At 68.7% G+C, this 19,096-nt stretch carries 20 protein-coding genes; 3 read left to right on the top strand and 17 right to left on the bottom strand.

Annotated elements, in window-relative coordinates:
- Positions 1-186: 186 nt before the first annotated feature.
- The 14 genes from pufC to N4261_RS01190 form a co-directional block, all read right to left on the bottom strand.
- Positions 187-1,320 carry a photosynthetic reaction center cytochrome PufC gene (gene pufC / locus N4261_RS01255; RefSeq protein ID WP_261758427.1) on the bottom strand — a complete coding sequence of 378 codons (1,134 nt, stop codon included), beginning with the start codon at positions 1,318-1,320 and terminating at the stop codon, positions 187-189.
- 2 nt (positions 1,321-1,322) lie between these two features.
- Complete coding sequence (locus N4261_RS01250) at positions 1,323-1,481, bottom strand: hypothetical protein (RefSeq protein ID WP_261758426.1); 159 nt, start codon at positions 1,479-1,481, stop codon at positions 1,323-1,325.
- On the bottom strand, positions 1,478-2,458 hold the full coding sequence (pufM, locus tag N4261_RS01245) for a photosynthetic reaction center subunit M (protein ID WP_261758425.1): 981 nt from the start codon (positions 2,456-2,458) through the stop codon (positions 1,478-1,480). The genes N4261_RS01250 and pufM overlap by 4 nt, the downstream gene beginning before the upstream one ends.
- A 146-nt stretch (positions 2,459-2,604) precedes the next feature.
- A complete protein-coding gene (pufL, locus tag N4261_RS01240; RefSeq protein ID WP_261758424.1) occupies positions 2,605-3,429 on the bottom strand; it encodes a photosynthetic reaction center subunit L in 825 nt (274 codons plus the stop codon).
- Between the two features lie 105 nt (positions 3,430-3,534).
- Positions 3,535-3,726, bottom strand: a complete 192-nt coding sequence (gene pufA / locus N4261_RS01235; RefSeq protein WP_261758423.1) for a light-harvesting antenna LH1, alpha subunit — start codon at positions 3,724-3,726, stop codon at positions 3,535-3,537.
- Between the two features lie 11 nt (positions 3,727-3,737).
- Positions 3,738-3,962, bottom strand: a complete 225-nt coding sequence (locus N4261_RS01230; protein ID WP_261758422.1) for a hypothetical protein — start codon at positions 3,960-3,962, stop codon at positions 3,738-3,740.
- Positions 3,963-3,998: 36 nt separating this feature from the next.
- Positions 3,999-4,148 (bottom strand): light-harvesting antenna LH1, beta subunit, encoded by a 150-nt coding sequence (gene pufB, locus N4261_RS01225; protein WP_354005418.1) that lies wholly within the window; start codon positions 4,146-4,148, stop codon positions 3,999-4,001.
- Between the two features lie 5 nt (positions 4,149-4,153).
- Positions 4,154-4,297, bottom strand: coding sequence for a hypothetical protein (locus N4261_RS01220; RefSeq protein ID WP_261758420.1), 144 nt, complete (start codon positions 4,295-4,297; stop codon positions 4,154-4,156).
- Positions 4,294-5,778: a chlorophyllide a reductase subunit Z gene (gene bchZ / locus N4261_RS01215; RefSeq protein WP_261758417.1), complete on the bottom strand. Its 1,485-nt coding sequence runs from the start codon at positions 5,776-5,778 to the stop codon at positions 4,294-4,296. Before bchZ ends, N4261_RS01220 begins: the two co-directional genes overlap by 4 nt.
- Complete coding sequence (bchY, locus tag N4261_RS01210) at positions 5,775-7,262, bottom strand: chlorophyllide a reductase subunit Y (protein WP_261758416.1); 1,488 nt, start codon at positions 7,260-7,262, stop codon at positions 5,775-5,777. Before bchY ends, bchZ begins: the two co-directional genes overlap by 4 nt.
- A gap of 16 nt (positions 7,263-7,278) precedes the next feature.
- The gene (locus N4261_RS01205) at positions 7,279-8,298 is read right to left on the bottom strand and encodes a chlorophyllide a reductase iron protein subunit X (protein ID WP_261758415.1); all 1,020 of its coding nucleotides are present in this window, start codon (positions 8,296-8,298) and stop codon (positions 7,279-7,281) included.
- An 88-nt stretch (positions 8,299-8,386) separates the two neighbouring features.
- Entirely contained in the window at positions 8,387-9,340 is a 954-nt protein-coding gene (bchC, locus tag N4261_RS01200) for a chlorophyll synthesis pathway protein BchC (RefSeq protein WP_261758413.1), read from the bottom strand.
- Positions 9,341-9,421: 81 nt separating this feature from the next.
- Positions 9,422-10,603 carry an acetylserotonin O-methyltransferase gene (locus N4261_RS01195; protein ID WP_261758412.1) on the bottom strand — a complete coding sequence of 394 codons (1,182 nt, stop codon included), beginning with the start codon at positions 10,601-10,603 and terminating at the stop codon, positions 9,422-9,424.
- A gap of 11 nt (positions 10,604-10,614) precedes the next feature.
- Positions 10,615-11,493 (bottom strand): polyprenyl synthetase family protein, encoded by an 879-nt coding sequence (locus N4261_RS01190; RefSeq protein WP_261758411.1) that lies wholly within the window; start codon positions 11,491-11,493, stop codon positions 10,615-10,617.
- Between the two features lie 90 nt (positions 11,494-11,583).
- On the opposite strand from N4261_RS01190, the gene crtD reads away from it, so the two are divergent.
- The 3 genes from crtD to N4261_RS01175 are packed head-to-tail and all read left to right on the top strand — an operon-like array spanning position 11,584 to position 15,106.
- Positions 11,584-13,179, top strand: a complete 1,596-nt coding sequence (crtD, locus tag N4261_RS01185) for a 1-hydroxycarotenoid 3,4-desaturase CrtD (protein WP_261758410.1) — start codon at positions 11,584-11,586, stop codon at positions 13,177-13,179.
- Between the two features lie 23 nt (positions 13,180-13,202).
- On the top strand, positions 13,203-14,117 hold the full coding sequence (locus N4261_RS01180; RefSeq protein WP_261758408.1) for a carotenoid 1,2-hydratase: 915 nt from the start codon (positions 13,203-13,205) through the stop codon (positions 14,115-14,117).
- A complete protein-coding gene (locus N4261_RS01175; protein WP_261758407.1) occupies positions 14,117-15,106 on the top strand; it encodes an NAD(P)H-binding protein in 990 nt (329 codons plus the stop codon). Before N4261_RS01180 ends, N4261_RS01175 begins: the two co-directional genes overlap by 1 nt.
- A gap of 108 nt (positions 15,107-15,214) precedes the next feature.
- On the opposite strand, the gene hemA is transcribed toward N4261_RS01175, so the two are convergent.
- Genes hemA through N4261_RS01160 form a run of 3 tightly spaced genes read right to left on the bottom strand, consistent with a single transcriptional unit; the run spans position 15,215 to position 19,084 of the window.
- Positions 15,215-16,501: a glutamyl-tRNA reductase gene (gene hemA, locus N4261_RS01170; RefSeq protein ID WP_261758406.1), complete on the bottom strand. Its 1,287-nt coding sequence runs from the start codon at positions 16,499-16,501 to the stop codon at positions 15,215-15,217.
- Positions 16,498-17,526: a phytoene/squalene synthase family protein gene (locus N4261_RS01165; protein WP_261758405.1), complete on the bottom strand. Its 1,029-nt coding sequence runs from the start codon at positions 17,524-17,526 to the stop codon at positions 16,498-16,500. The genes hemA and N4261_RS01165 overlap by 4 nt, the downstream gene beginning before the upstream one ends.
- Entirely contained in the window at positions 17,510-19,084 is a 1,575-nt protein-coding gene (locus N4261_RS01160; RefSeq protein WP_261758404.1) for a phytoene desaturase, read from the bottom strand. Before N4261_RS01160 ends, N4261_RS01165 begins: the two co-directional genes overlap by 17 nt.
- Between the last annotated feature and the right edge of the window lie 12 nt (positions 19,085-19,096).

Here is a 19,096-nt window from a genome sequence, read left to right as displayed (position 1 = left end):
AGGGCCGCATCGGAGCCCGTTGCGATCAAGGATGCGCAACGCTCTGGGGTCGTCGCTGCCCCGACGGGCACCGCGCGATCAACCTCTCCTCACGGACCTCGCTTCACGCCAGCCGACGTCCACCGCGCCTGTGCCGTGCCCTTTTTTCTCTCCGGCCCGCTGTGGGCCTGGTCGGATCTCACCCGATCAACCGGGCGCTCCTGGCTTGGCAGCACCCTCGGGCGTCAACGCGCGCAGCATGTTCAGCTCCTCGCTCGACACCACCGCCGCGCCGGACGCCGCAGCAGGTGGCGCCGCGGGCAAGGGTGACTTCATCTGCAGCTCGGGATGGAACTTCGCCATCTCCGCGCCATACAGCGGCTTGTGTGCGCCCTGGTGGCAGGTGGCGCAGTTGACCTTGGCCACATCCCCCATCGGCCCCAGTCGATTCGACGGGAAGGTATGGGTCAGCGGCACCAGGAACTCCAGGTTCAGCGCCCGTGTCATGCGGATGCCGTGCCAGGCCGTCACCCGCGGCGGCGAGCTGTTCTCCCACGATCCCAGCGACCGGGTGTTGTGGCACTGCGTGCAGTTGACCCCCAGCGACTTGGACATGTGCATCATCAGCCCGTAGGTCCATTCCGTCTGCTTGATCGACTGCCGATTGCCCGATGGCAGCGCGTCGGTGCCCGCCACCCGGATGTTCTCGCTGCCCAGCAGGAAGGGCGTGAACGGATCGTTGGGCAGCGACGCCAGTCCGACGCTGACCGCCGGCGCATTCTGGTCCGCCCGCTCGCCCGCCAGGCCATGAGCGCTCTTGGGCATCAGCGGCTGGAACCACACTTCCTTGGGCACCGGCTCGCCGCGATGGCAGGTGTAGCAGGTGACGCCGGTCTTGCCGACGTGACGCTGCCAGTCGGTGTTGATGGTCTGGGTCATCGTCAGCATGCGGCGCGCCACCAGCTTCGGATAGAGCGAGTCGTCCGCAAAGTTCTGCACGTTGTGGCAGTGCACACAGCCCTGCTTGGGTGAAACCCAGGCCGTCATGGCCACCATCGTGCGGTTGAACTCGCCCACGCTCAAGTGCCCCAGCACCTTGACGTTCTGATAGACCTGGCCGGCCTTGGGACCATCCGGTGAGGCCGCTTCCAGCGGCGCCGGCGCCTCATTGGCAGGCGCCTGCTCGGCCAGGGTGCGCGGGTTGTAGACCTGCTCCATGCCGGTGCCGCGATAGCCGCGCTGAACGGTCTCGATCGGAGGCCGTTCGCAGCCCGCGAGCAGACCAAGAAGAAGGACCAGGGCCAGCGTGCTGGCCTGCTGAAAGGCTTGGATCTGCTTCATGGTCATTCCCCCGGTCGGGTTGGCGCGCTCATCACCGCCATCTGCGGCATCGAGGCGGCCATGCCGTACTGCATGGCGATGTAGGCGCCGCTCTCACACAGGCCCGTCCACAGGCCTGACCACAACTGACGTGTCCAGCCGGACCGCCGCCCGCGGCTCATGGCTGGCTCCCGGGAACAAGCAGCGACGGATCCGCCACCGGCGGGAACATCGCCGGATACAGCGGCGCGATGCCGTGCTTGACGCCCCACAGGTACCAGTTGTCCACCACGGTGCCGGTCAGCAGGATGCCGATACCCCCGGTCAGCGGGCACAGCACCGCGAACCACCAGGCCCAGCGGTGGATGGATTCCATCGTGGCATTGAAGCCCATGGTCCAGCGCCAGAAGAGCGCCGCCCGCTCGCTGGCGGTGCCGCGGTCGGTGATCTGCTCGATCTCCCGCTCGCCGCCGAACCGGCTCACCGCGAGGATCGTGGCGCCGTGCATCGCAAACAGCAAGGTGCTGCCGTAGAGGAAGGCAATGCTCAGCATGTGGAACGGGTTGTAGAACAGGTTCCCATACCGCAGCGAGAAGGCCGCCGTCCAATCCAGATGGGGAAAGATGCCGAACGGCACCGCCTCCCCCCAGCTGCCCATCAGCACCGGCCGGATGAAGCCCAGCACCAGGTACAGCCAGATGGCTGCCGCAAACGCCCAGGCCACATGGGTGCCCATGCCCAGCTTGCGGGCCCGGCGATACATGCGCACCCACCACAGCAGGATGGAGGCGGTCAGGAAGAAGCCGGCCATCAACCACCAGCCGCCCTGCTTGAGTGGCGGCAGGTGCAGGCCATAGCCCGGCGGCGGCGGCTCCAGCGCCAGCCAGGGCAGTTGCCGCACGAACTGCACCGGATCCCAGCCCACCGAGGCCCACATGTTGAGCCCGATGATCTCGATCGCAATGAAGCCGCAGAACAGCGACAACACGCCCAGCCAGCCGAGATAGATCGGCCCCAGTTGCGCATCGCCGAGGCGGCCCAGCAGATGCACATGGGCGCCGCTTCCGCTGCGCTGGTACTCGTCGCGTCCGAGCGGAATGCCGGGATAGGACGGCGCCGTCACCTGCACGCTGGTGAAGAGGTTCTGATACTCAGCCATGACAGGGCTCCTCTGACGCTCGCACAGCCGGCGAGGCTTGACGACATGGATCCAGCGGCCGACGTGGCGCCGGCCGGGCCGGTTCACGGGCGGTGCCACCTGGTGGGAGCCGGCGACGCCGGCAGGGGGTGGACATGCGCATGTCTTTACTTCCAGACCGGCAGGTTGAGCCACCAGCTCCACCATTCCGGCCAGCCACGTGTCCAGAACGGCCCGCTGATGACGATGCACACCGCGCTCCAGAAACCGGCCGACAGCGCCAGGAACAGGCCCAGGCGATGGATACCCAGCGTGCCGATCGAATACCCGATGGCATCGCGGAAGAAGGTGTTCTCATGCTCGGCGGTCTTGACCACCTCGCCGGGCGCGGGATTGGTGGCCGACAGGATCAGCGCCCCGTGCAGACTCAGCGCGAAGGTGGTGGCAAAGAAGAAGCTCACCGCCAGCATGTGCGCCGGGTTGTAGTGGAAGTGCAGGTACTGATAGCCGGTGTTGGACACCCAGTCCAGGTGGCTGATGATCCCGTAGGGAAAGCCGTGCCCCCAGGCACCCATCAGCAACGGCCGGATCACCACCAGCGTCACATACGCCAGGATGGCGACCGCAAAGGCAAAGGGCACGTGATAGCCCATGCCCAGCTTGCGGCAGATCTCCACCTCCCGCAGCGCCCACGAGACAAACGACCCGGTGGCACAGACCGTGATGAGCTGCCACAGGCCGCCTTCCATCAACGGGGCCATGCCCAGACCATATTTGAGGTCCGGGGGCGCGATGTTGATCTGCCAGAGGTTCCAGGTCCCTCCCTGGGACGCGCCCCAGACGATCAACAAGATGCCGACCAGCGAGAAGAACGCGGTCGTCACTCCAAAGAATCCGACATAGAAGGGACCGACCCAGAAGTCGAACAGGTCGCCTCCCAGCAGGGTTCCGCCGCGTACGCGGTACTTCCGTTCGAAGTTCAGCATGGCCATGATTGCCACCTCTGGTAGAGGGTGTCCCGCGGTATGCAGGGCCCTGGGCAGTCCCGGTACGGTGCGGGGTTGGGCCCCGCACCGTGTCTTGCGCGAACGCGAGAACTACTTCGGCGCCGGCACCGGTGCCGGCATGGCCGAGTTCTGAACCACCGGTCGGGTGTTCGGACCATCGAGCCAGTTGTACTTGTTGGTACTGAGCAGCACGAAGTGAATCACCAGTGCCAATACGAACAAGAAGGCGAACAACGCGACCAGCGCTCGGCGCGGGTCGAATAACAACCAGATCTTCCACATGCTTGAATCTCCTAGTTGAGGTGCGACATGAAGGTGTAGACCCCCGAACGCACACCCTTGATCAGTGATTTCTCACCCTCCGCCCCTGGCAACCACGCGCGCCACTCAAGGAACAGCATTTGCGCAGCGAGCGCAATCAAGAGCACGAAGATGAAACTCACGAGGAACACGGCCTCGTCAGTCCGGGTGTCCTGCGCGGCATGACTGCTGGCAGGAACGGTCGTGATCTGCGCCATGGCGGACCTCTCTTTCAATGCAAAGTCACAAGGGGCTCAAAGCCAGGGACGCCACATCCACACCAGCACATGGGCCACGATGGCAACCGCCGTGTAGCCAATGAAGCTGGTCATGAAGATGCCGTGGAACTCCCGGGCCTCACCTTCAGTCAGCCCGGACAATGAGCCTGATCTGTTATCAGCCATATCCATCACTCCTCAATTCGGCCTTGGGGACCCCGTGCACCACTGGCTTGCGGCGCAGTGACGAAGGTTCCTTGCGGCCCCAGCACCGCGCAGCTCCCGCGCGGCAGGGACTTCCAGGGCAGCAGGCCCTCGGCAAGGCTTGTGTTCATGCGACCGCTCCGATCGCGGCGGCCGCCAGCTGGCGGGCCTGCCGCTCCAGGTCGTCCACCGTCACCTCGGCCGCCTGGCGGGCGCGGGCTGCGGCCTCCGCCTGATCGCGCAGCCGCTTGGCCGCGGAGATGCGCACCAGCAGCGGCTGGGCCTCCAGCAGTTCGTCCAGCGCAGCGCGGGCGGCGTCGTTCCAGGGCAGCTCGGCCAGGGCGCGGGCGGGGGTGGGGTCGACGCGGTCCAGCTCCGTGCCCAGGGGCAGGATGTGGAAGAGCGCATCAAACAGCGCGTTGCAGAATTCCTGCACCAGATAGGTCGCGCCGGCATAGCCCATGAACGGCGTGCCGGTGGCTCGGCGCACGATCGCTCCGGGGAAGGACGCCGCAATGAAGACCGGCTTCATCGGCCCGGCCGTGGCGGCCTCGGCCAGATACATCCGCTCATTGAAGCTGCCATACAGCACCAGCGGCGGCTTCTCATGGATCAGCGTACGGATGGCGGCGTTGTCGGTCTTCTCTCCGGGCTTGCGAGCCACGGCAAAGTGACAGGGCAGACCCAGTTCGTCTTCCAGGAAATGCCGCACGCCGCGCGCATAGGTTTCGCTGGCGACGATGCCGAAGCTGGCCGTGGCGAAGAAGTCCTGGGTGACGGACCGCCAGAGGTCCCACAGCGGCTTGATGGTGGTGTGCTTCTCGCGGTCGATGAAGGGCTCGGGATCCAGATGCAGCAACCGACCGAGTTCCCGCAGGAAGGCGGTGGTGCTGTGCAGGCCGATCGGCGCCTGCAGCCAGGGACGGTCCAGCGTCTCGCACAACAGTTGGCCGAACTCGCGGTAGAGGCAGATGTTGACGTCGGCGTCGGCCAGCCGGGGCACGTCGACCAGATGGCTGCCCAGCGGAAAGGTCAGGTTGACCTCGGCACCGAGGCCCTCCACCAGGCGGCGGATCTCATGCAGGTCGCTGGCGCTGTTGAACTGGCCGTAGCACGGGCCGATCAGGTTCACCCGCGGCTTCTCGCCGGCCGGGCGTTGCTCGAAGGGCGTGCGCGCGGGCACCTTTCTCGGGCCGTGTTCGGCCCAGAGCCAGAACATGGCGCGATTGGCACATTGCCATTGGTCCTCGTCGATGGTGCGCGGCAGGAACCGCGCAATCGTTGTGCCCTCGGGCGTGACGCCGCCGCCGATCATCTCCGCGATCGAGCCGGTGACGACCACGCTGGGCAGATCCGGGTCCAACGCGGCATGGGCGCGTCGCATGTTGCCCTCGGTGCCTTCGCGGCCCAGCTGTTCCTCGGCCAGGCCCGTCACGACGATGGGCAGCTCATGCGGCGGCAACGCATCGGTGTAGTGCAGCACCGAGGTCACCGGCAGGTTCTCGCAACCCACCGGTCCGTCGATGATGACCTGCAGTCCCTTGATGGCGGTGAACACATACACGGCGCCCCAATAGCCGCCGGCCCGATCGTGGTCGATGACGAAGTTCACAGCATCTGCTCCGACTGCCGACGCTTCATCAGCTTGATGACCTGCCGCCGGGTTTCCTGGCGGAACTCCGGATGCAGCGTCGGGGTGTCGCTCCAGACGCCGGCCTTGTCGCCCGCGCCGGCATCACCGAAGAAGTCCCGCATCGCGTCGAAACGGGCCTGGTTGGCAATGGCGCCGTTGATGACCTGGGCCAGCGAACCGGCACCGGCCGGTCCCATCAACGGACGGGCAGAAATCAGGTTGGTGAAATAAAGCGACGGCAGGCCACGCTGCTTGCAGGCCTGCACCAGCGGCGTGGTGCCGATGGCCAGCTGCGGGCGATGGCGTTGCACCGCGGCCAGGTCCTGTTCCAGCGAGGCCCGGTACTGCACCTCGCAACCGCGCGCCTCCAGCCACACCCGATCCGGTTCGGACCACGGCGTGCGCGGGCAGGCCGTGCCGACATACGGCACGGTGGCACCGCTTTCGATCAACAGCCGGGCCACCAGCAGTTCAGAGCCCTCATAACCGCTGACCGTGACCTTGGCCGTGGTGGATGAGCGCGCCAGCGCGCCGCGGATGGCCGGCAGCACCGCCGCAATCGCGGCCTCGATCTGGGCGCTGGGCACTTCGGCCGCTTCGCCCACGGCGCGCAACCAGGCCTCGGTGCCCTCGGCTCCGACGGGCGCCGAGGCCACCACCGGCCGACCGGCCGCCTGCAGCTCCCTCACGCAAGCGGTATAGAACGGATGGGTGGCGGCCACCACCGAGCAGTCCAACGCGGCATACAGCTCGCGCCATTCGCGGGTGGGCACGGTCGGTCCGACCTTGAGGCCCATCGGCGCCAGCATGGCCCCGATGACCATCGGGTCGGCCGGGAACAGTTCACCCAGCAGGCTCACCGTCCGGGCCGCATCCAGGCCCTGCTCGCGCCAGCCCTTGGGCGCGGCCACCGGGCCGGCCTCGGCTTCGCTGCGCGCGCGCTGCAGCATGGCGCCGGCGAGCACGTCCTTGGCCTCCGCATGGGTGGGCACGCCGAAGCCCGGCACATCGACACCGATGATCCGCACGCCGTTGATCACCTTCGGCAGCAGTTGCAAGGGCACGCCGCTGGCGGTCGGTACGCACAGGTTGATGACGACCAACGCGTCCAGATGGGTCGGATCCGCCTGCGCATGCACCGCCTCGCGGATGTCTTCGAACAGCTTGCCGGTCACCAGGCTTTCGCTGTTGAACGGCACATAACCGACGCTGCGCTTAGCGCCGTAGAAGTGGGAGGTGAAGGTCAGGCCGTACACGCAGCAGGCCGAGCCGCTCAGGATGGTGGCGGTACGGCGCATCCGCAGGCCCACACGCAGCGCGCCGAAGGCCGGGCACATGCTCTGCGGCTGGTCATGCGGGCCGGTGTGGTCGGTGGGATAGTCGGCCGCATAGCGCGCCAGCGTCTCCCGCGTGGCGGCGCTCTCGGCCTGGGCGCGTTCGACAGTGGCGTGGCATGAGCTCATGGGGTTCTTTCAGGCGTCAGGCGGCGTCGTAGACGACTTCGAGCGTGGGCTTGTGGATCTCGGTGCGGCCCACCATGTCGAACAGCGTGGCCGGCTCCATCTGGAAGTCACGTCCCGTGACTTCGGCCGAGAACAGCCCCAGCAGTTCGTCCTGCGTCTGCGGCTTGGGCCGCACCGGCGGCGCCTGCGCCACATTGGCGGCCAGTTCCGCAAACAGCGGCCCCCACTCGCCCTCGGGCTTGCCGATGATTTCGTAGCTGGCGCTCTTGCGGCGGATGTCGTCATGCGCCGGAATCGCCGCCAGCACCGGGATGCCGGCATGCCGGGCGAAGGCAGCGGCCTCGCCGGTGCCATCGTCCTTGTTGATCACCATGCCGGCCACGCCCACATTGCCGCCCAGCTTGCGGAAGTACTCCACCGCGCTGCAGACGTTGTTGGCCACGTACAGGCTCTGCAGGTCGTTGCTGCCGACGACGATCACCTTCTGGCACATGTCGCGTGCAATCGGCAGGCCGAAGCCACCGCACACCACATCGCCCAGGAAGTCCAGCAGCACATAGTCGAAGCCCCAGTCGTGGAAGCCGAGCTTCTCCAGGGTCTCGAAGCCGTGGATGATGCCGCGCCCGCCGCAGCCGCGGCCGACCTCCGGCCCGCCCAGCTCCATCGCATAGACACCGTCGCGCTTGAAGCAGACATCGCCGATGGCAACCGCCTCACCCGCGAGCTTCTTGCGGCTGCTGGTCTCGATGATGGTGGGACAGGCCTTGCCGCCGAACAGCAGGCTGGTGGTGTCGCTCTTGGGATCGCAGCCGATCAGCAGCACCTTCTTGCCCTGCTGGGCCATCATGTAGCTGAGGTTGGCCAGGGTGAAGCTCTTGCCGATGCCGCCCTTGCCGTAGATCGCGATGATCTGCGTGGTCTTGGTGACCGGTCCGGTGGCGGGCGCATCGGGTTCGATGGCCGCCTCCTCACGCAGGGTCTGGGTGCGGGGCTGGAAATGCACCGGCGCTTCCGCCGGAATCGTCGAGGTGCTCATGGCGCCCTCCGGTTGAGGGCAGAGATCGACCGATTCCCTGCCATTCGCGCAGGGAGGCGGACCGGTTGGCGGACCGACACAGGGTGTCTCATGCGTGGTGTCTCCAGTCCAGGACCATCTTCAGGCAGCCGGCATCACCGAAGGCCTGCGCATAGGCGGCCCCCGCCTGTTCGGCCGGTTCGGTGTGGGTCAGCAGCCCGTCCAGCGACAGACGTCCGGCATGCAGCAGCGCATTCACGGCCAGCATGTCGGGGCGCTTCCATTCGGCGGCCACCCGGATGCGGGCTTCACGCATGAAGGCCGGCGCAAAGTTCAGCGACAGCGGCTTGGCATAGAAACCGGCCAGCACAACCTCGCCACCGAAGGCCAGGCGTCCGATCAGGCTGTCCAGCAGGCTGGCATCGCCGCTGACGTCGTAGATGGCGCGGTAGTCGCGGCGCGGATCGTCCTGCGGATGCATCACGCGGTAGCCCACCGCGCCGTCCTGCCGCAGCGGGTTGGTCTCCCAGACGGTGAAGTCCGTCAGACCGGCCGCGACATTCATGCGCGCCAGCAGACGGCCCAGCACGCCGTGGCCCACGATCAGGTCCGGCGGGGTGTGGGGCTGGCCCTGACCACCGCCGGCCACGCTGTGATAGGCCGTCGCCGCGAGGGCCAGCAGCACCGCTTGTTCGCCCAGCTTGTCATCCACCGGCACCGCCTTGGCGCCCGGCACCACCAACCGCGAGGCGGAAGCCCCGAACAGGCCGCGCACCTCGCCGAAGCAGCGGGCGCCCGGCACGAACACGCGCTGACCCACCCAGTTGTTGCTGCCGGCGCCCACCGCCATCACACGGCCGACCGCCTCATAGCCCGGGACCAGCGGATAACCCATGCCCGGGAACATCGGCATGGTGCCGTCCCAGATCAGGCGCTCGGTGCCGGTGCTGATGCCGCTGAACTCGACCTCGACCACCACATCCCCATCCTGCAGCGCCGGCAGCCGCAGCGGCGCCAGGCTCAGACGCTGCGGCTGTTCGATGACGACGGCGAGCGTGTTCATGAGCGGCCCTTGGATGGGGTGAAACCGACCGGTGAGGTGGGGGTGTCCATGTGAGTCATCCTACGCTTACACCAACAAACGTCAACCTACATTTACATTCGACGTGTCAGGCGTTTTTGCCAGGAGCGCACTGGCCTGCAGCGGCAAGGCGGTGGGCAGGCGCCGCACGCGCGCGAATCCCGCCTCGGCCAGCAGCTCGCGCAGCCGTTGCTCGCTGCGTGGCTCACCGCGACCCATGGCCAACAGGTAGACCCCGAAATAGGTGTCACCCATGCGCTCCGCGCCGGGTGTTCCGGCCAACGGCTCGGCCAGCAACAGGCTGCCGCCCGGCACCAGCGCCTGGCGGACGGCTCTGAGCAGGCGCAGCACGCGGGCGTCATCGTGGTCGTGCACCACGCGCAGCAGGGTCACCAGGTCGGCGCCGACCGGCAACGGGTCATGCAGAAAATCGCCCCCCACGGCGGTGCAGCGGTCGGACAGTCCCGCCTGCTCGAAGCGCTGGTGAGCCGCGGCCGCGACGCCGGGGAGATCGAACACCTGCACCTGCAGACCGGGCGCCGATTGCGCCGCGCGGCAGGCGAACGCCCCGTTGCCGCCGCCCACATCGAGCAGCCGGCGATGTCGCCTCAGGGGATAGGCGCCGAGCACCTGATCGGCCACCAGCGGCTGAGACGCGGCCATCAGATCGGAATAGGCCTTCAATCGCTCGGCGGGCAGCGTCTGCGGCGCATCGGTCCCGGCGTAGGGCCAGTACGCGGCCAGGCCGGCGTCCCGCGTCGTGCCACGCAACAGCGCCAGCGGCTCGGCGAGGTCACGGTAGAGGGCCGCGTGATGCTCGATCATCGCGGCCAGTCCGGCATCCCCGGCCAGCGGCGCGCCCAGTGGGCCCAGGCCATAGCGGTCGTGCGGTCGGTGCTCCAGCAGCTTCAGGGCGACGGCGGCGCGCAGCAGCCGCTCGGTCGACATCAGCGGCAGTTGCCAGCGCCCGGCCAACGCCGACGCGCTCTGCGGCCCTTCGTCCAGCAGGAGTTCGAACAGCCGCAATTGCACGCAGGCCAGCAGCACCTGCGAATAGACAAACCCGGCCACCAGGTCGAAGACGCCGGCCGCGCGGCGGCGCGCCAGCCAGCGGGTCAGCGGAAAGGCCTGGGCCCAACGCCTGAAGGCAGCGCTGGCCAGCAGGCGGTCGCGCCAGGCCAGCGGGCCGTCCAGCCAGTGGGTGACGGGCGCCGCGGAACCCGGTGGGGCGTCGACGCGCGCCATGCGGGGCTCGCTCAGGCCGCCGCCGCGACCTGGGCGCACAGGTGCTGCGGCACCAGGCGGTCGGCTTCACGGCGGATCAGTTGGCGGAACTGCGCCGCACCCGGACAGGCCGGTACCGTCAGCAGCGTGGCCTGAACCAGACGCTGGAATTCCGCCATCGCGCCGTCCAGGCCCAGGGCGCGGGCATAGCTGGGGCGGTCCCGCGCCACATCCTGCCCACCCGGTTTGCCCAGGGCCTGAGCATCCAGCATCACGTCGCGAATGTCGTCCGCCACCTGATAGGTCTGACCGAGTCGCTCGCCCAAGGCGCGCCACGGCTCGCCATCGGCACCAGCCGCCTGCGCACCGGCCATGGTGGCCGCTGCAAACAACGCGCCGGTCTTGGCCTGCTGGTACTCCGCCAGCGACAGCTGCGGCTCGCACTCCCAGGCCTGGCCGGCGACGATGCCCATCGGCATGCCCACGCCCTGGGTGATGGCGCGCAGCAGCACCGGCAGCCGTGAGAGATGTCGCCGGGCGGCCGGCCCCAGCACGTCGAAGGCCGCCACGATGAGGGCATCGCCCGCCAGCACCGCTAGCCGCTCCCCGAAGGCCCGATGCACCGAAGGCCGTCCGCGACGGGTCTCCGCATCGTCGAAACAAGGCAGGTCGTCATGCACCAGCGAGGCGCAATGCAGCAGCTCGATGGCGGCGGCGGCGGCATCGGTCAGCGCGGGGTCATCCTCGCCGCAGGCCTGGGCCACGGCCAGGGTCAGCTTGGGACGGATGCGCGCGCCCCCCGGGAAGACGGCATGCAGCAGAGCAGCGGCCAGTTGCGGTGGGTGACCAGGCGCCAGGGCTGGGGTGAGGCTGGCCCGCAGGGCGCGTTCGATCCGTGGGTCTGAGGACATAGCGGCCTTTGCTGAAAGATCCCCCGCATGTCAATGCGGAAGTACATTACAGTTCGTCAATCAGAATAGACACATCCTCAGGTGGCGTCAATGAACCGTGTCCGACCGCTGTCCTCGCTGACCCCGCCCCGGGTGGTGGTCATTGGTGCGGGCATGGGCGGACTGGCCGCGGCGGCGCTGCTGGCCCGCCAGGGTGTGGAGGTGCAGCTGCTGGAACGGGCGGACGCACCCGGCGGCAAGATGCGGCCGGTGGAGCTGGGCGCGCTGCGCCTGGACGGCGGGCCCACGGTGCTGACCATGCGCTGGGTGTTCGAGGCCCTGTTCGACCGCCTGGGCACCTCGCTGGATCAGCATGTGCATCTGCACCGCAGCGAAGTGCTGGCCCGACATGCCTGGAGCGCCGACGAGCGGCTGGACCTGCATGCCGATCTCGACCAGAGCATCGAGGCCATTGCCGCGTTCAGCAGCAGGGCCGAGGCCACGCGCTACCGGGCCTTCTGCCAACGCGCCGCCCAGGTCTTTGCCACGCTGGACCCGGCCTTCATCCGCGCCAGCCGGCCGTCGCCGGTGTCGCTCACCTGGCGGGTGCTGCGTCAGCAGGGACTGGCCGGGCTACATCAGCTGATGCGCATCGCGCCCTTCACCTCGCTGTGGCGGGAACTCGGCCGCTTCTTCCGGGATCCGCGGCTGCATCAGCTCTTCGGCCGCTATGCCACCTACTGCGGCACCTCGCCCTTCGAGGCGCCAGCCACGCTGATGCTGGTGGCCCATGTCGAGCGCGAGGCCGTCTGGCAGGTGGAGGGCGGCATGGCGCGTCTGGCGCAGGCCCTGGCCCACTGCGGGCAGCAGCACGGCGTGCGCCTGCGTTGCCGCGCGGAGGTGCAGCGGCTGCTGGTCAGCGATGGCCGGATCAGCGGCGTTCAACTGGCCGATGGCGAGAGGCTGGCGGCCGACGCGGTGATCTTCAACGGCGATGCCCGGGCCCTCACCGAGGGGCTGATGGGCCCGGATGCTCCGCAGGGGCTGGCTCATGGCAGTCCGTCGTTGTCGGCCCTGACCTGGCATGCCGAAGCCACCACCAGCGGCTTCGACCTGTCCCATCACAACGTGTTCTTTGGTCCTGCCACCGGTTACCGCGCCGAGTTCGACGCCATTGCCGCAGGGCGACTGCCCGAATCGCCCACCGTCTATGTCTGTGCCCAGGACCGCAGCGGGCAGGCCCACCGGCTGCGGCCGGGTCTGCCCGCCGGCCAGCGCCGGCCGGAGCGCCTGATGTGCCTGGTCAATGCCCCGGCCGATGCCTCTGGGCGCGGCCTTACCGCCGAGGAGATCGCGCGATGCGAGCAACAGATGTGGGGGCGGCTGCGCGAGGCGGGGCTGCAGGTGAGTGTGTCCAGTCCGGCCTTGGTGACCCGGCCGCAGGACTTCGCCCAGCGGTTTCCGGCCAGCCAGGGCGCGCTCTATGGCCCGGCCAGCCGGGGCTGGCGAGCGAGCTTCCAGGCCCGCCCGGACGGACGGACGACGCTGCCGGGCCTGTTCCTCGCGGGAGGCTCGGTGCATCCGGGCCCGGGCGTGCCGATGGCGGCCCTGTCGGGCCAACTGGCAGCCGATCAGCTGCTCGAGGACCTGGCTTCGACCAGGTCGTTCCACCCGGCGGTTATGCCTGGTGGTATGTCGATGCGCTGAGCGAGCCCCTGCCCGATGGCAGCGTGCAGGCGCTGACCCTGATCGCCTTCATCGGCAGCGTGTTCTCGCCCTATTACGCCTGGGCGCGTCGGCGCCAGGGAGAGGGTCAAGCCGCGGCACAGGCCCATTGCGCCCTCAACGTGTCGCTGTATCGCCGCGCCCCCGGCGCGCGTCGCTTCGCTCGGCTGTGGGCCATGACCGAACGCGGCACCGAGGCCTTGCAGCAGGACGCGACGCGCCTGCAGATCGGCCCCAGCCAACTGACTTGGCAGTCCGATGGCCGCCTGCAGATCGACATCGATGAATGCACCGTGCCCTGGCCCCGACGGCTGCGTGGCCGGGTGCTGCTGCAGCCCGGGGCGCTGCCCGGACGGGCTTTTGCGCTGGATGCGCAGGCGCACCATCACTGGCAGCCGATCAGCCCCGGCGCGCAGGTGACGGTGGACTTCAGCGCGCCGGACTGCCACTGGACCGGGCACGCCTATCTCGATGCCAACCACGGCAGCCGGCCGTTGGCGCGCGACTTTCACAGCTGGCAGTGGCAGCGCAGCAGCCAGCCGGATGGACGGACCCTGGTGCTGTACGACGTGCAGCCGCTGGCGGGACCGCGCCACACGCTGTCACTGGCCATCGATGCGGACGGCCGTGTCAGCCCCCAGCCGCTGCAGCCGCCGCAGGGCCTGCCCGACACGGCCTGGCAAATGCGTCGGCACACCCGGGGTCATCGCCCCCCGGAATTGCTGGCCACGCTGGAGAGCGGCCCCTTCTACTGCCGCTCACTGCTGCTGGACAGGGACAGTGGCGACCACCGCGGCATCGACGGTGGCACGGTGGCGGTGCATGAGAGCCTGTCACTGCAGCGATTCGAGCAGCCCTGGGTGCAGGCCCTGCTCCCGTTTCGCATGCCCCGCCGTGCGGCGTGGCCAGGAGCGCGGTGATGGCCCGCGTCTTCATGCTGGGCGCCAGCGGCACCATCGGCCAGGCCACCGTGCGGGCGCTGCTTCGCCGCGGGCATGAGGTGGTGTGCCTGGTGCGTCCGCGCGCGGGGGTCGGCGGGCGTCTGGATCTGACCGACCTCAGCCGGCTGCTGCCGGGCGCGGAACTCCGGGTGGGCCAGGCCGGCGACCTGGCGTCTCAGGCGCAGGCGGGCTGGCGGGGCGAGCGCTTCGATGCGCTGGTGTCCTGCCTCGCCTCACGCACCGGCATGCCCCGGGACGCCTGGGCGGTGGACCACGATGCCCATCTCCACGCGCTGACCTGCGCCCGACAGGCCGGTGTGCAGCAGGTGGTCCAGCTGTCGGCCCTGTGCCTGCAGAAGCCGCTGCTGCCGTTCCAGCAGGCCAAGCTGGCCTTTGAACGGGCGCTGATGGCCTCCGGCCTGCGCTGGTCCATCGTGCGGCCCACCTCGTTTTTCAAGTCGCTGTGCGGCCAGGTGGAGCGGGTGCGCCGGGGGCAGCCCTTCCTGCTGTTTGGCGACGGCCGGCTCACCGCCTGCAAGCCGATCAGCGACGACGATCTGGCCGACTACCTCGCCGATTGCCTGCACGACCCCGACCGCGCCGATCGCATCCTGCCCATCGGTGGACCCGGTCCCGCATTGACCCTGCGCGATCAAGGTGAGCTGCTGTTCCGGGCCCTCGGGCGCGCGCCGCGTTTCCGCGAAGTGCCGGTGGGGCTGATGAGTGCCATCGTCGGCACGCTGGGGGTGCTGGGAAAGGTCTGGCCGGCAGCCGCCGACAAGGCCGAGCTGGCACGCATCGGCCGCTACTACGCCACGGAGTCGATGCTGGTCCTGGACCCGCTGACCCGTCGACCGAACGAACGCCTCACCCCGTCGGCGGGTCGTCAGACCCTGGGGGATTTTTATGCGGCGCTGGCGCGTGGGGAGGCGGCGCTGCCGGATCGAGGGGATCACGCCGTGTTCTGAGCTGCTCGCGCCGCCAGCGCCACCAACCCCACCACTGCCAACCGGCCCAGCCCATCACGAGCCCGAACACCAGCAGCAGTTCGATCAAGCCGTAATGGGCATCCTGGATCATGAACCGGTGCGCAGGAACAACCGCTGCACCGAGTTCACCGACGCCCGATGGGCCTCTCCGGCGCTCGCATGCAATTCACTGAGCGGGCCGTGCAGCATCTTGCGGGTCAGCGCGGCGGAGAGCGATTCCATCACCGTGTCCACATCCTGACCACGCGCCAGCGAGCGCCGGGCCTTGAGCAGCTCCGCCTGCCGCCAGTCCTCGATCTGCCGCTGCAGGGCCTGGATCACCGGCACGGCGGCGCGCTGCTCCAGCCACTGCGAAAAGCTGTCCACGCCGGCACTGACGATGGCTTCGGCCTGCGCCACCGCCGCCTGACGACGCTCGCCATTGACCTGCACCTGACGCGCCAGATCGTCCACCGTGTAGAGATAGACGTCATCCAGCCGCGCCACTTCCGGTTCGATGTCGCGCGGCACAGCCAGGTCCAGCATCAGCATCGGGCGACGCTTGCGCTGCTTGATCGCCCGCTCCACCGCGCCCAGGCCGATCAAGGGAAGACTGCTGGCGGTGCAGCTGATGACGATGTCGAAGCTCCCCAGCGCGTCGCCCAGCGCGGCCAGCGGAAGCTGATCCGCCCCCAGCCGGTGCGCCAGCGCCTGGCCGCGTTCGGCGCTGCGATTGGCCACCGTCATCTGCAGCGGCTTCTGCGCGGCAAAGTGAGTCGCCACCAGCTCGATCATTTCGCCAGCGCCGATGAACAGCACCCGGCGCTGCGGCAGGTCGTCGAACAGCTGCTGCGCCAGACGCACGGCCGAGGCCGCCAGGCTGACCGCATGGCTGCCGATCTCGGTCCGGCTGCGCACTTCCTTGGCCACCGAAAAGCTGCGCTGGAACATCTGGTGCAGCGTCGTGCCCAAAGTGCCGGCCGTCCCTGCCTCTCGCACCGCCACCTTCATCTGACCGAGGATCTGCGGCTCGCCCAGCACCATCGAGTCCAGGCCCGCGGCCACGCGGAACGCATGCCGGGCGGCTTCCACGCCCTCGCGAAAGTAGCTGTGCTGACGCAGTTCCCCTGGCGGCGTGTCGCCCCGCTGGGCCAGCCAGTCCATGGCCGGCTCCAGCAGCGCCAGGGCATGCCGCGGACAGCCGCTGGCGGGCAGACCGACATAGACCTCGGTGCGGTTGCAGGTCGACAGGATCGCCACCTCTGCACGCGCCTGCGACAGGTGATCCCGCAGGCCCTGGATGCTGCGGCCCAGCGCCTCGGTCGGAATCGCGAAGCGGCCCCGCAGGTCCAGCGGCGCACTGCCATGGTTCAAGCCCAATGCCAGCACGGTCATGCTGCACTCCGCTGCCAGGCGGCATCGCGATCTTCGCGTTCCAGCCGGCTGAAAAGGTCGATCAACGCCTCCGCACGCGGCACACGTTCCGGCACCGGCACACTGGCCACCGCCGCCAGCAGCGGCTCACAGGCCGGCAGCGTCGGCGCGCTCAATAGTCGTTGGGAGGGCCAGAGGTCCAGGCCCGCCAGGGCCAGCCACTTCAGCTTGCGGGCACCCGGCACCACGGCGCGGCGCTGCACAGCATCGAACCCCGCACGGGCCACTTCCTGCCCCACCGCCGCATAAAGAAAACGCGCCGCGTTGATGCCGGGGCGGCAGGCCAGCGGCAGACGGGTGATGCCGGCGGCGGCCCGCGTATACAGCGGCTCGGCCGCCTGCAGCAGACGCTGCACCACGCTCGCCAGGGCCGGGCTGTGGCGCGGATCGGCCAACCAGGTCTCGGGGTCCAGGCCCGCGTCGCGCAACCACTGCTGGGGCAGGTAGAGGCGCCCCATGCGGGCATCCTCGCCCACATCCCGGGCAATGTTGGACAGTTGCATCGCCACCCCCAGGTCACAGGCACGGGCCAGTGCAGCGGGATCGCGCGTGCCCATCAACAGGCTCATCATCGCGCCCACACTGCCGGCCACGCGGGCGGCGTAATCCTGCAGGTCCTCCAGCGACTCGTAGCGGCGGCCCTCCACATCCCAGGCCAGGCCCTCCAGCAGCAGGTCCAGCAGCGCACGCGGAATGCCGTAGCGCGCCACCACCGCCGCCAACGCCCGATCCGCCGCCACCGGTTGGGGGCGACCGTCAAACACGCCGTCCAGCCGGCGGCGCAGTTGCGTCAGGGCCAGGCGTCGGCCGCCCTCCACATCCACCGTGTCATCGGCCAGACGGCAGAAGCCGTAAAGCACCGTGGCCGGCGCCCGCACGTCCGGCGGCAGCAGCAGCGAGGCGGCATGGAAGGTCTTGGAGTGATAGGCCAGGCTGGCGCGGCAGACCGCGAGGTCGGCCTCCAGCAGTTCACGCGGGTCGTGCATGGACAAGTCCTTCCTGGACCAAAGGGGTGACCGGCCGGCTCAGGTCGCGGCCGTGAGGCACCACCGCGTCCAGCACCCGTGCCGACGACAACACGCCCGGAAGCCCCGCCCCCGGATGGGTGCCGGCCCCGACGAGGTAGAGGCGCTCCACCTCCTCGCTGCGGTTGTGCGGACGGAACCAGGCGCTCTGCGTGAGCACCGGTTCCAGCGAAAAGGCAGCGCCCTTGTAGGCGCTCAGCCGATCCTCGAATCCCTGCGGCGTCAGCATCAGCGAGCTGATCACCTCCTGCTCCAACCCCGGCAGCAGCGTCTCCGACAGGCGCTGGGCAATGGCCGCGCGGTAGGGCTCGGCACGCTCGCGCCAATCCACTCCGGCTTCCAGATGAGGCACCGGCGACAGCACATAGAAGGTGTCGCATCCGGGCGGTGCCAAGCTGGGATCGGTCGCGGTGGGGCGATGCAAATAGAGGCTGAAATCATCGGCCAGATGCTTGCGGCGGAAGATGTCATCCAGCAGCCCCCGGTAGCGCGGGCCCAGCGAGATGGTGTGATGGGCGACGTCGGGATACTGGCGGCGGGTCCCGAAGTACCAGACGAACAGGCTCATCGAATACCGCGCCCGGTCGATGCGGCGGTCGGTCCAGCGATGGCGGTAGCGCGCGGGCAACAGGTGGCGGTAGGTCCAGGCCGAGTCCGCATTGGAGACCACCACATCGGCCATTACTCGCTCGCCGGAGGTCAACTGCACGCCGCAGGCTGCCCCCTCGTCGACCAGGATCTCCTGCACCGACGCGCCGCAGCGCACCCGGCCGCCCTGCCCTTCGATCAGGCCCACCAGGCCGCGCACCAGCGCGCCGGTGCCGCCCATGGCGAAGTGCACCCCGAAGCGGCGCTCCAGAAAGGCGATCAGGCAGTAGACCGAGGTGGTCGAAAACGGATTGCCGCCCACCAGCAGGGACTGGAAGGTCAGGACTACCCGCAGCTTCTCGTCCTTCACATGCTTGCAGGCCAGGCCCCAGACGGTGCGAAAGCCCTCCAGCTTGAGCAGGTCGGGCAGCACGCGGGCCATGTCGGTCCAACGCTCGAAGGACACATGGCCCAATTGCTCGAAGCCGACCCGGTAGATGGCCTCGCTGGCCTGCAGAAACCGCTCATATCCCGCCACATCACCCGGCGCGAGCCGGGCCACCTCGGCCCGCATGGCCTGGGCGTCGCCGGTGTAGTCGAAGGTGGTGCCGTCGTGGAATCGCACCCGGTAGAACGGAGCGACGGGACGGAGCTCGACATCGTCGGCGAGCCGCTTGCCGCACAGGGTCCACAGCTCCTCAAACAGGAACGGCGCGGTGATGACCGTGGGACCCGCATCAAAGGTGAAGCCATCCTGCCGATGCACATACCCGCGGCCTCCAGGCGCATCGAGCTGTTCCAGCACCGTCACTCGGTAACCTCGTGCGCCCAACCGCACCGCTGCGGCCAGACCACCGAATCCACTGCCGATGATCACGGCATGTGGCGAGGAGGCGGCAGCGGCAGACGCGCCTGGGCTTTCTGTCAACATGCATTTATCTTA

The sequence above is a fragment of the Roseateles amylovorans genome (assembly GCF_025398155.2).
Lineage (GTDB): Bacteria > Pseudomonadota > Gammaproteobacteria > Burkholderiales > Burkholderiaceae_C > Roseateles > Roseateles amylovorans.
Note: the sequence above shows the minus strand (reverse complement) of the source record. Positions and strands in the feature narration are given on the sequence as shown.

What these genes read in the sequence shown, in the direction of transcription:
- pufC (WP_261758427.1), bottom strand. Translation starts at nt 1,320, where the DNA reads ATGAAGCAGATCCAAGCCTTTCAGCAGGCCAGCACGCTGGCCCTGGTC.
- N4261_RS01250 (WP_261758426.1), bottom strand. Translation starts at nt 1,481, where the DNA reads ATGAGCCGCGGGCGGCGGTCCGGCTGGACACGTCAGTTGTGGTCAGGC.
- pufM (WP_261758425.1), bottom strand. Translation starts at nt 2,458, where the DNA reads ATGGCTGAGTATCAGAACCTCTTCACCAGCGTGCAGGTGACGGCGCCG.
- pufL (WP_261758424.1), bottom strand. Translation starts at nt 3,429, where the DNA reads ATGGCCATGCTGAACTTCGAACGGAAGTACCGCGTACGCGGCGGAACC.
- pufA (WP_261758423.1), bottom strand. Translation starts at nt 3,726, where the DNA reads ATGTGGAAGATCTGGTTGTTATTCGACCCGCGCCGAGCGCTGGTCGCG.
- N4261_RS01230 (WP_261758422.1), bottom strand. Translation starts at nt 3,962, where the DNA reads ATGGCGCAGATCACGACCGTTCCTGCCAGCAGTCATGCCGCGCAGGAC.
- pufB (WP_354005418.1), bottom strand. Translation starts at nt 4,148, where the DNA reads ATGGCTGATAACAGATCAGGCTCATTGTCCGGGCTGACTGAAGGTGAG.
- N4261_RS01220 (WP_261758420.1), bottom strand. Translation starts at nt 4,297, where the DNA reads ATGAACACAAGCCTTGCCGAGGGCCTGCTGCCCTGGAAGTCCCTGCCG.
- bchY (WP_261758416.1), bottom strand. Translation starts at nt 7,262, where the DNA reads ATGAGCTCATGCCACGCCACTGTCGAACGCGCCCAGGCCGAGAGCGCC.
- N4261_RS01205 (WP_261758415.1), bottom strand. Translation starts at nt 8,298, where the DNA reads ATGAGCACCTCGACGATTCCGGCGGAAGCGCCGGTGCATTTCCAGCCC.
- bchC (WP_261758413.1), bottom strand. Translation starts at nt 9,340, where the DNA reads ATGAACACGCTCGCCGTCGTCATCGAACAGCCGCAGCGTCTGAGCCTG.
- N4261_RS01195 (WP_261758412.1), bottom strand. Translation starts at nt 10,603, where the DNA reads ATGGCGCGCGTCGACGCCCCACCGGGTTCCGCGGCGCCCGTCACCCAC.
- N4261_RS01190 (WP_261758411.1), bottom strand. Translation starts at nt 11,493, where the DNA reads ATGTCCTCAGACCCACGGATCGAACGCGCCCTGCGGGCCAGCCTCACC.
- crtD (WP_261758410.1), top strand. Translation starts at nt 11,584, where the DNA reads ATGAACCGTGTCCGACCGCTGTCCTCGCTGACCCCGCCCCGGGTGGTG.
- N4261_RS01175 (WP_261758407.1), top strand. Translation starts at nt 14,117, where the DNA reads ATGGCCCGCGTCTTCATGCTGGGCGCCAGCGGCACCATCGGCCAGGCC.
- hemA (WP_261758406.1), bottom strand. Translation starts at nt 16,501, where the DNA reads ATGACCGTGCTGGCATTGGGCTTGAACCATGGCAGTGCGCCGCTGGAC.
- N4261_RS01165 (WP_261758405.1), bottom strand. Translation starts at nt 17,526, where the DNA reads ATGCACGACCCGCGTGAACTGCTGGAGGCCGACCTCGCGGTCTGCCGC.
- N4261_RS01160 (WP_261758404.1), bottom strand. Translation starts at nt 19,084, where the DNA reads ATGTTGACAGAAAGCCCAGGCGCGTCTGCCGCTGCCGCCTCCTCGCCA.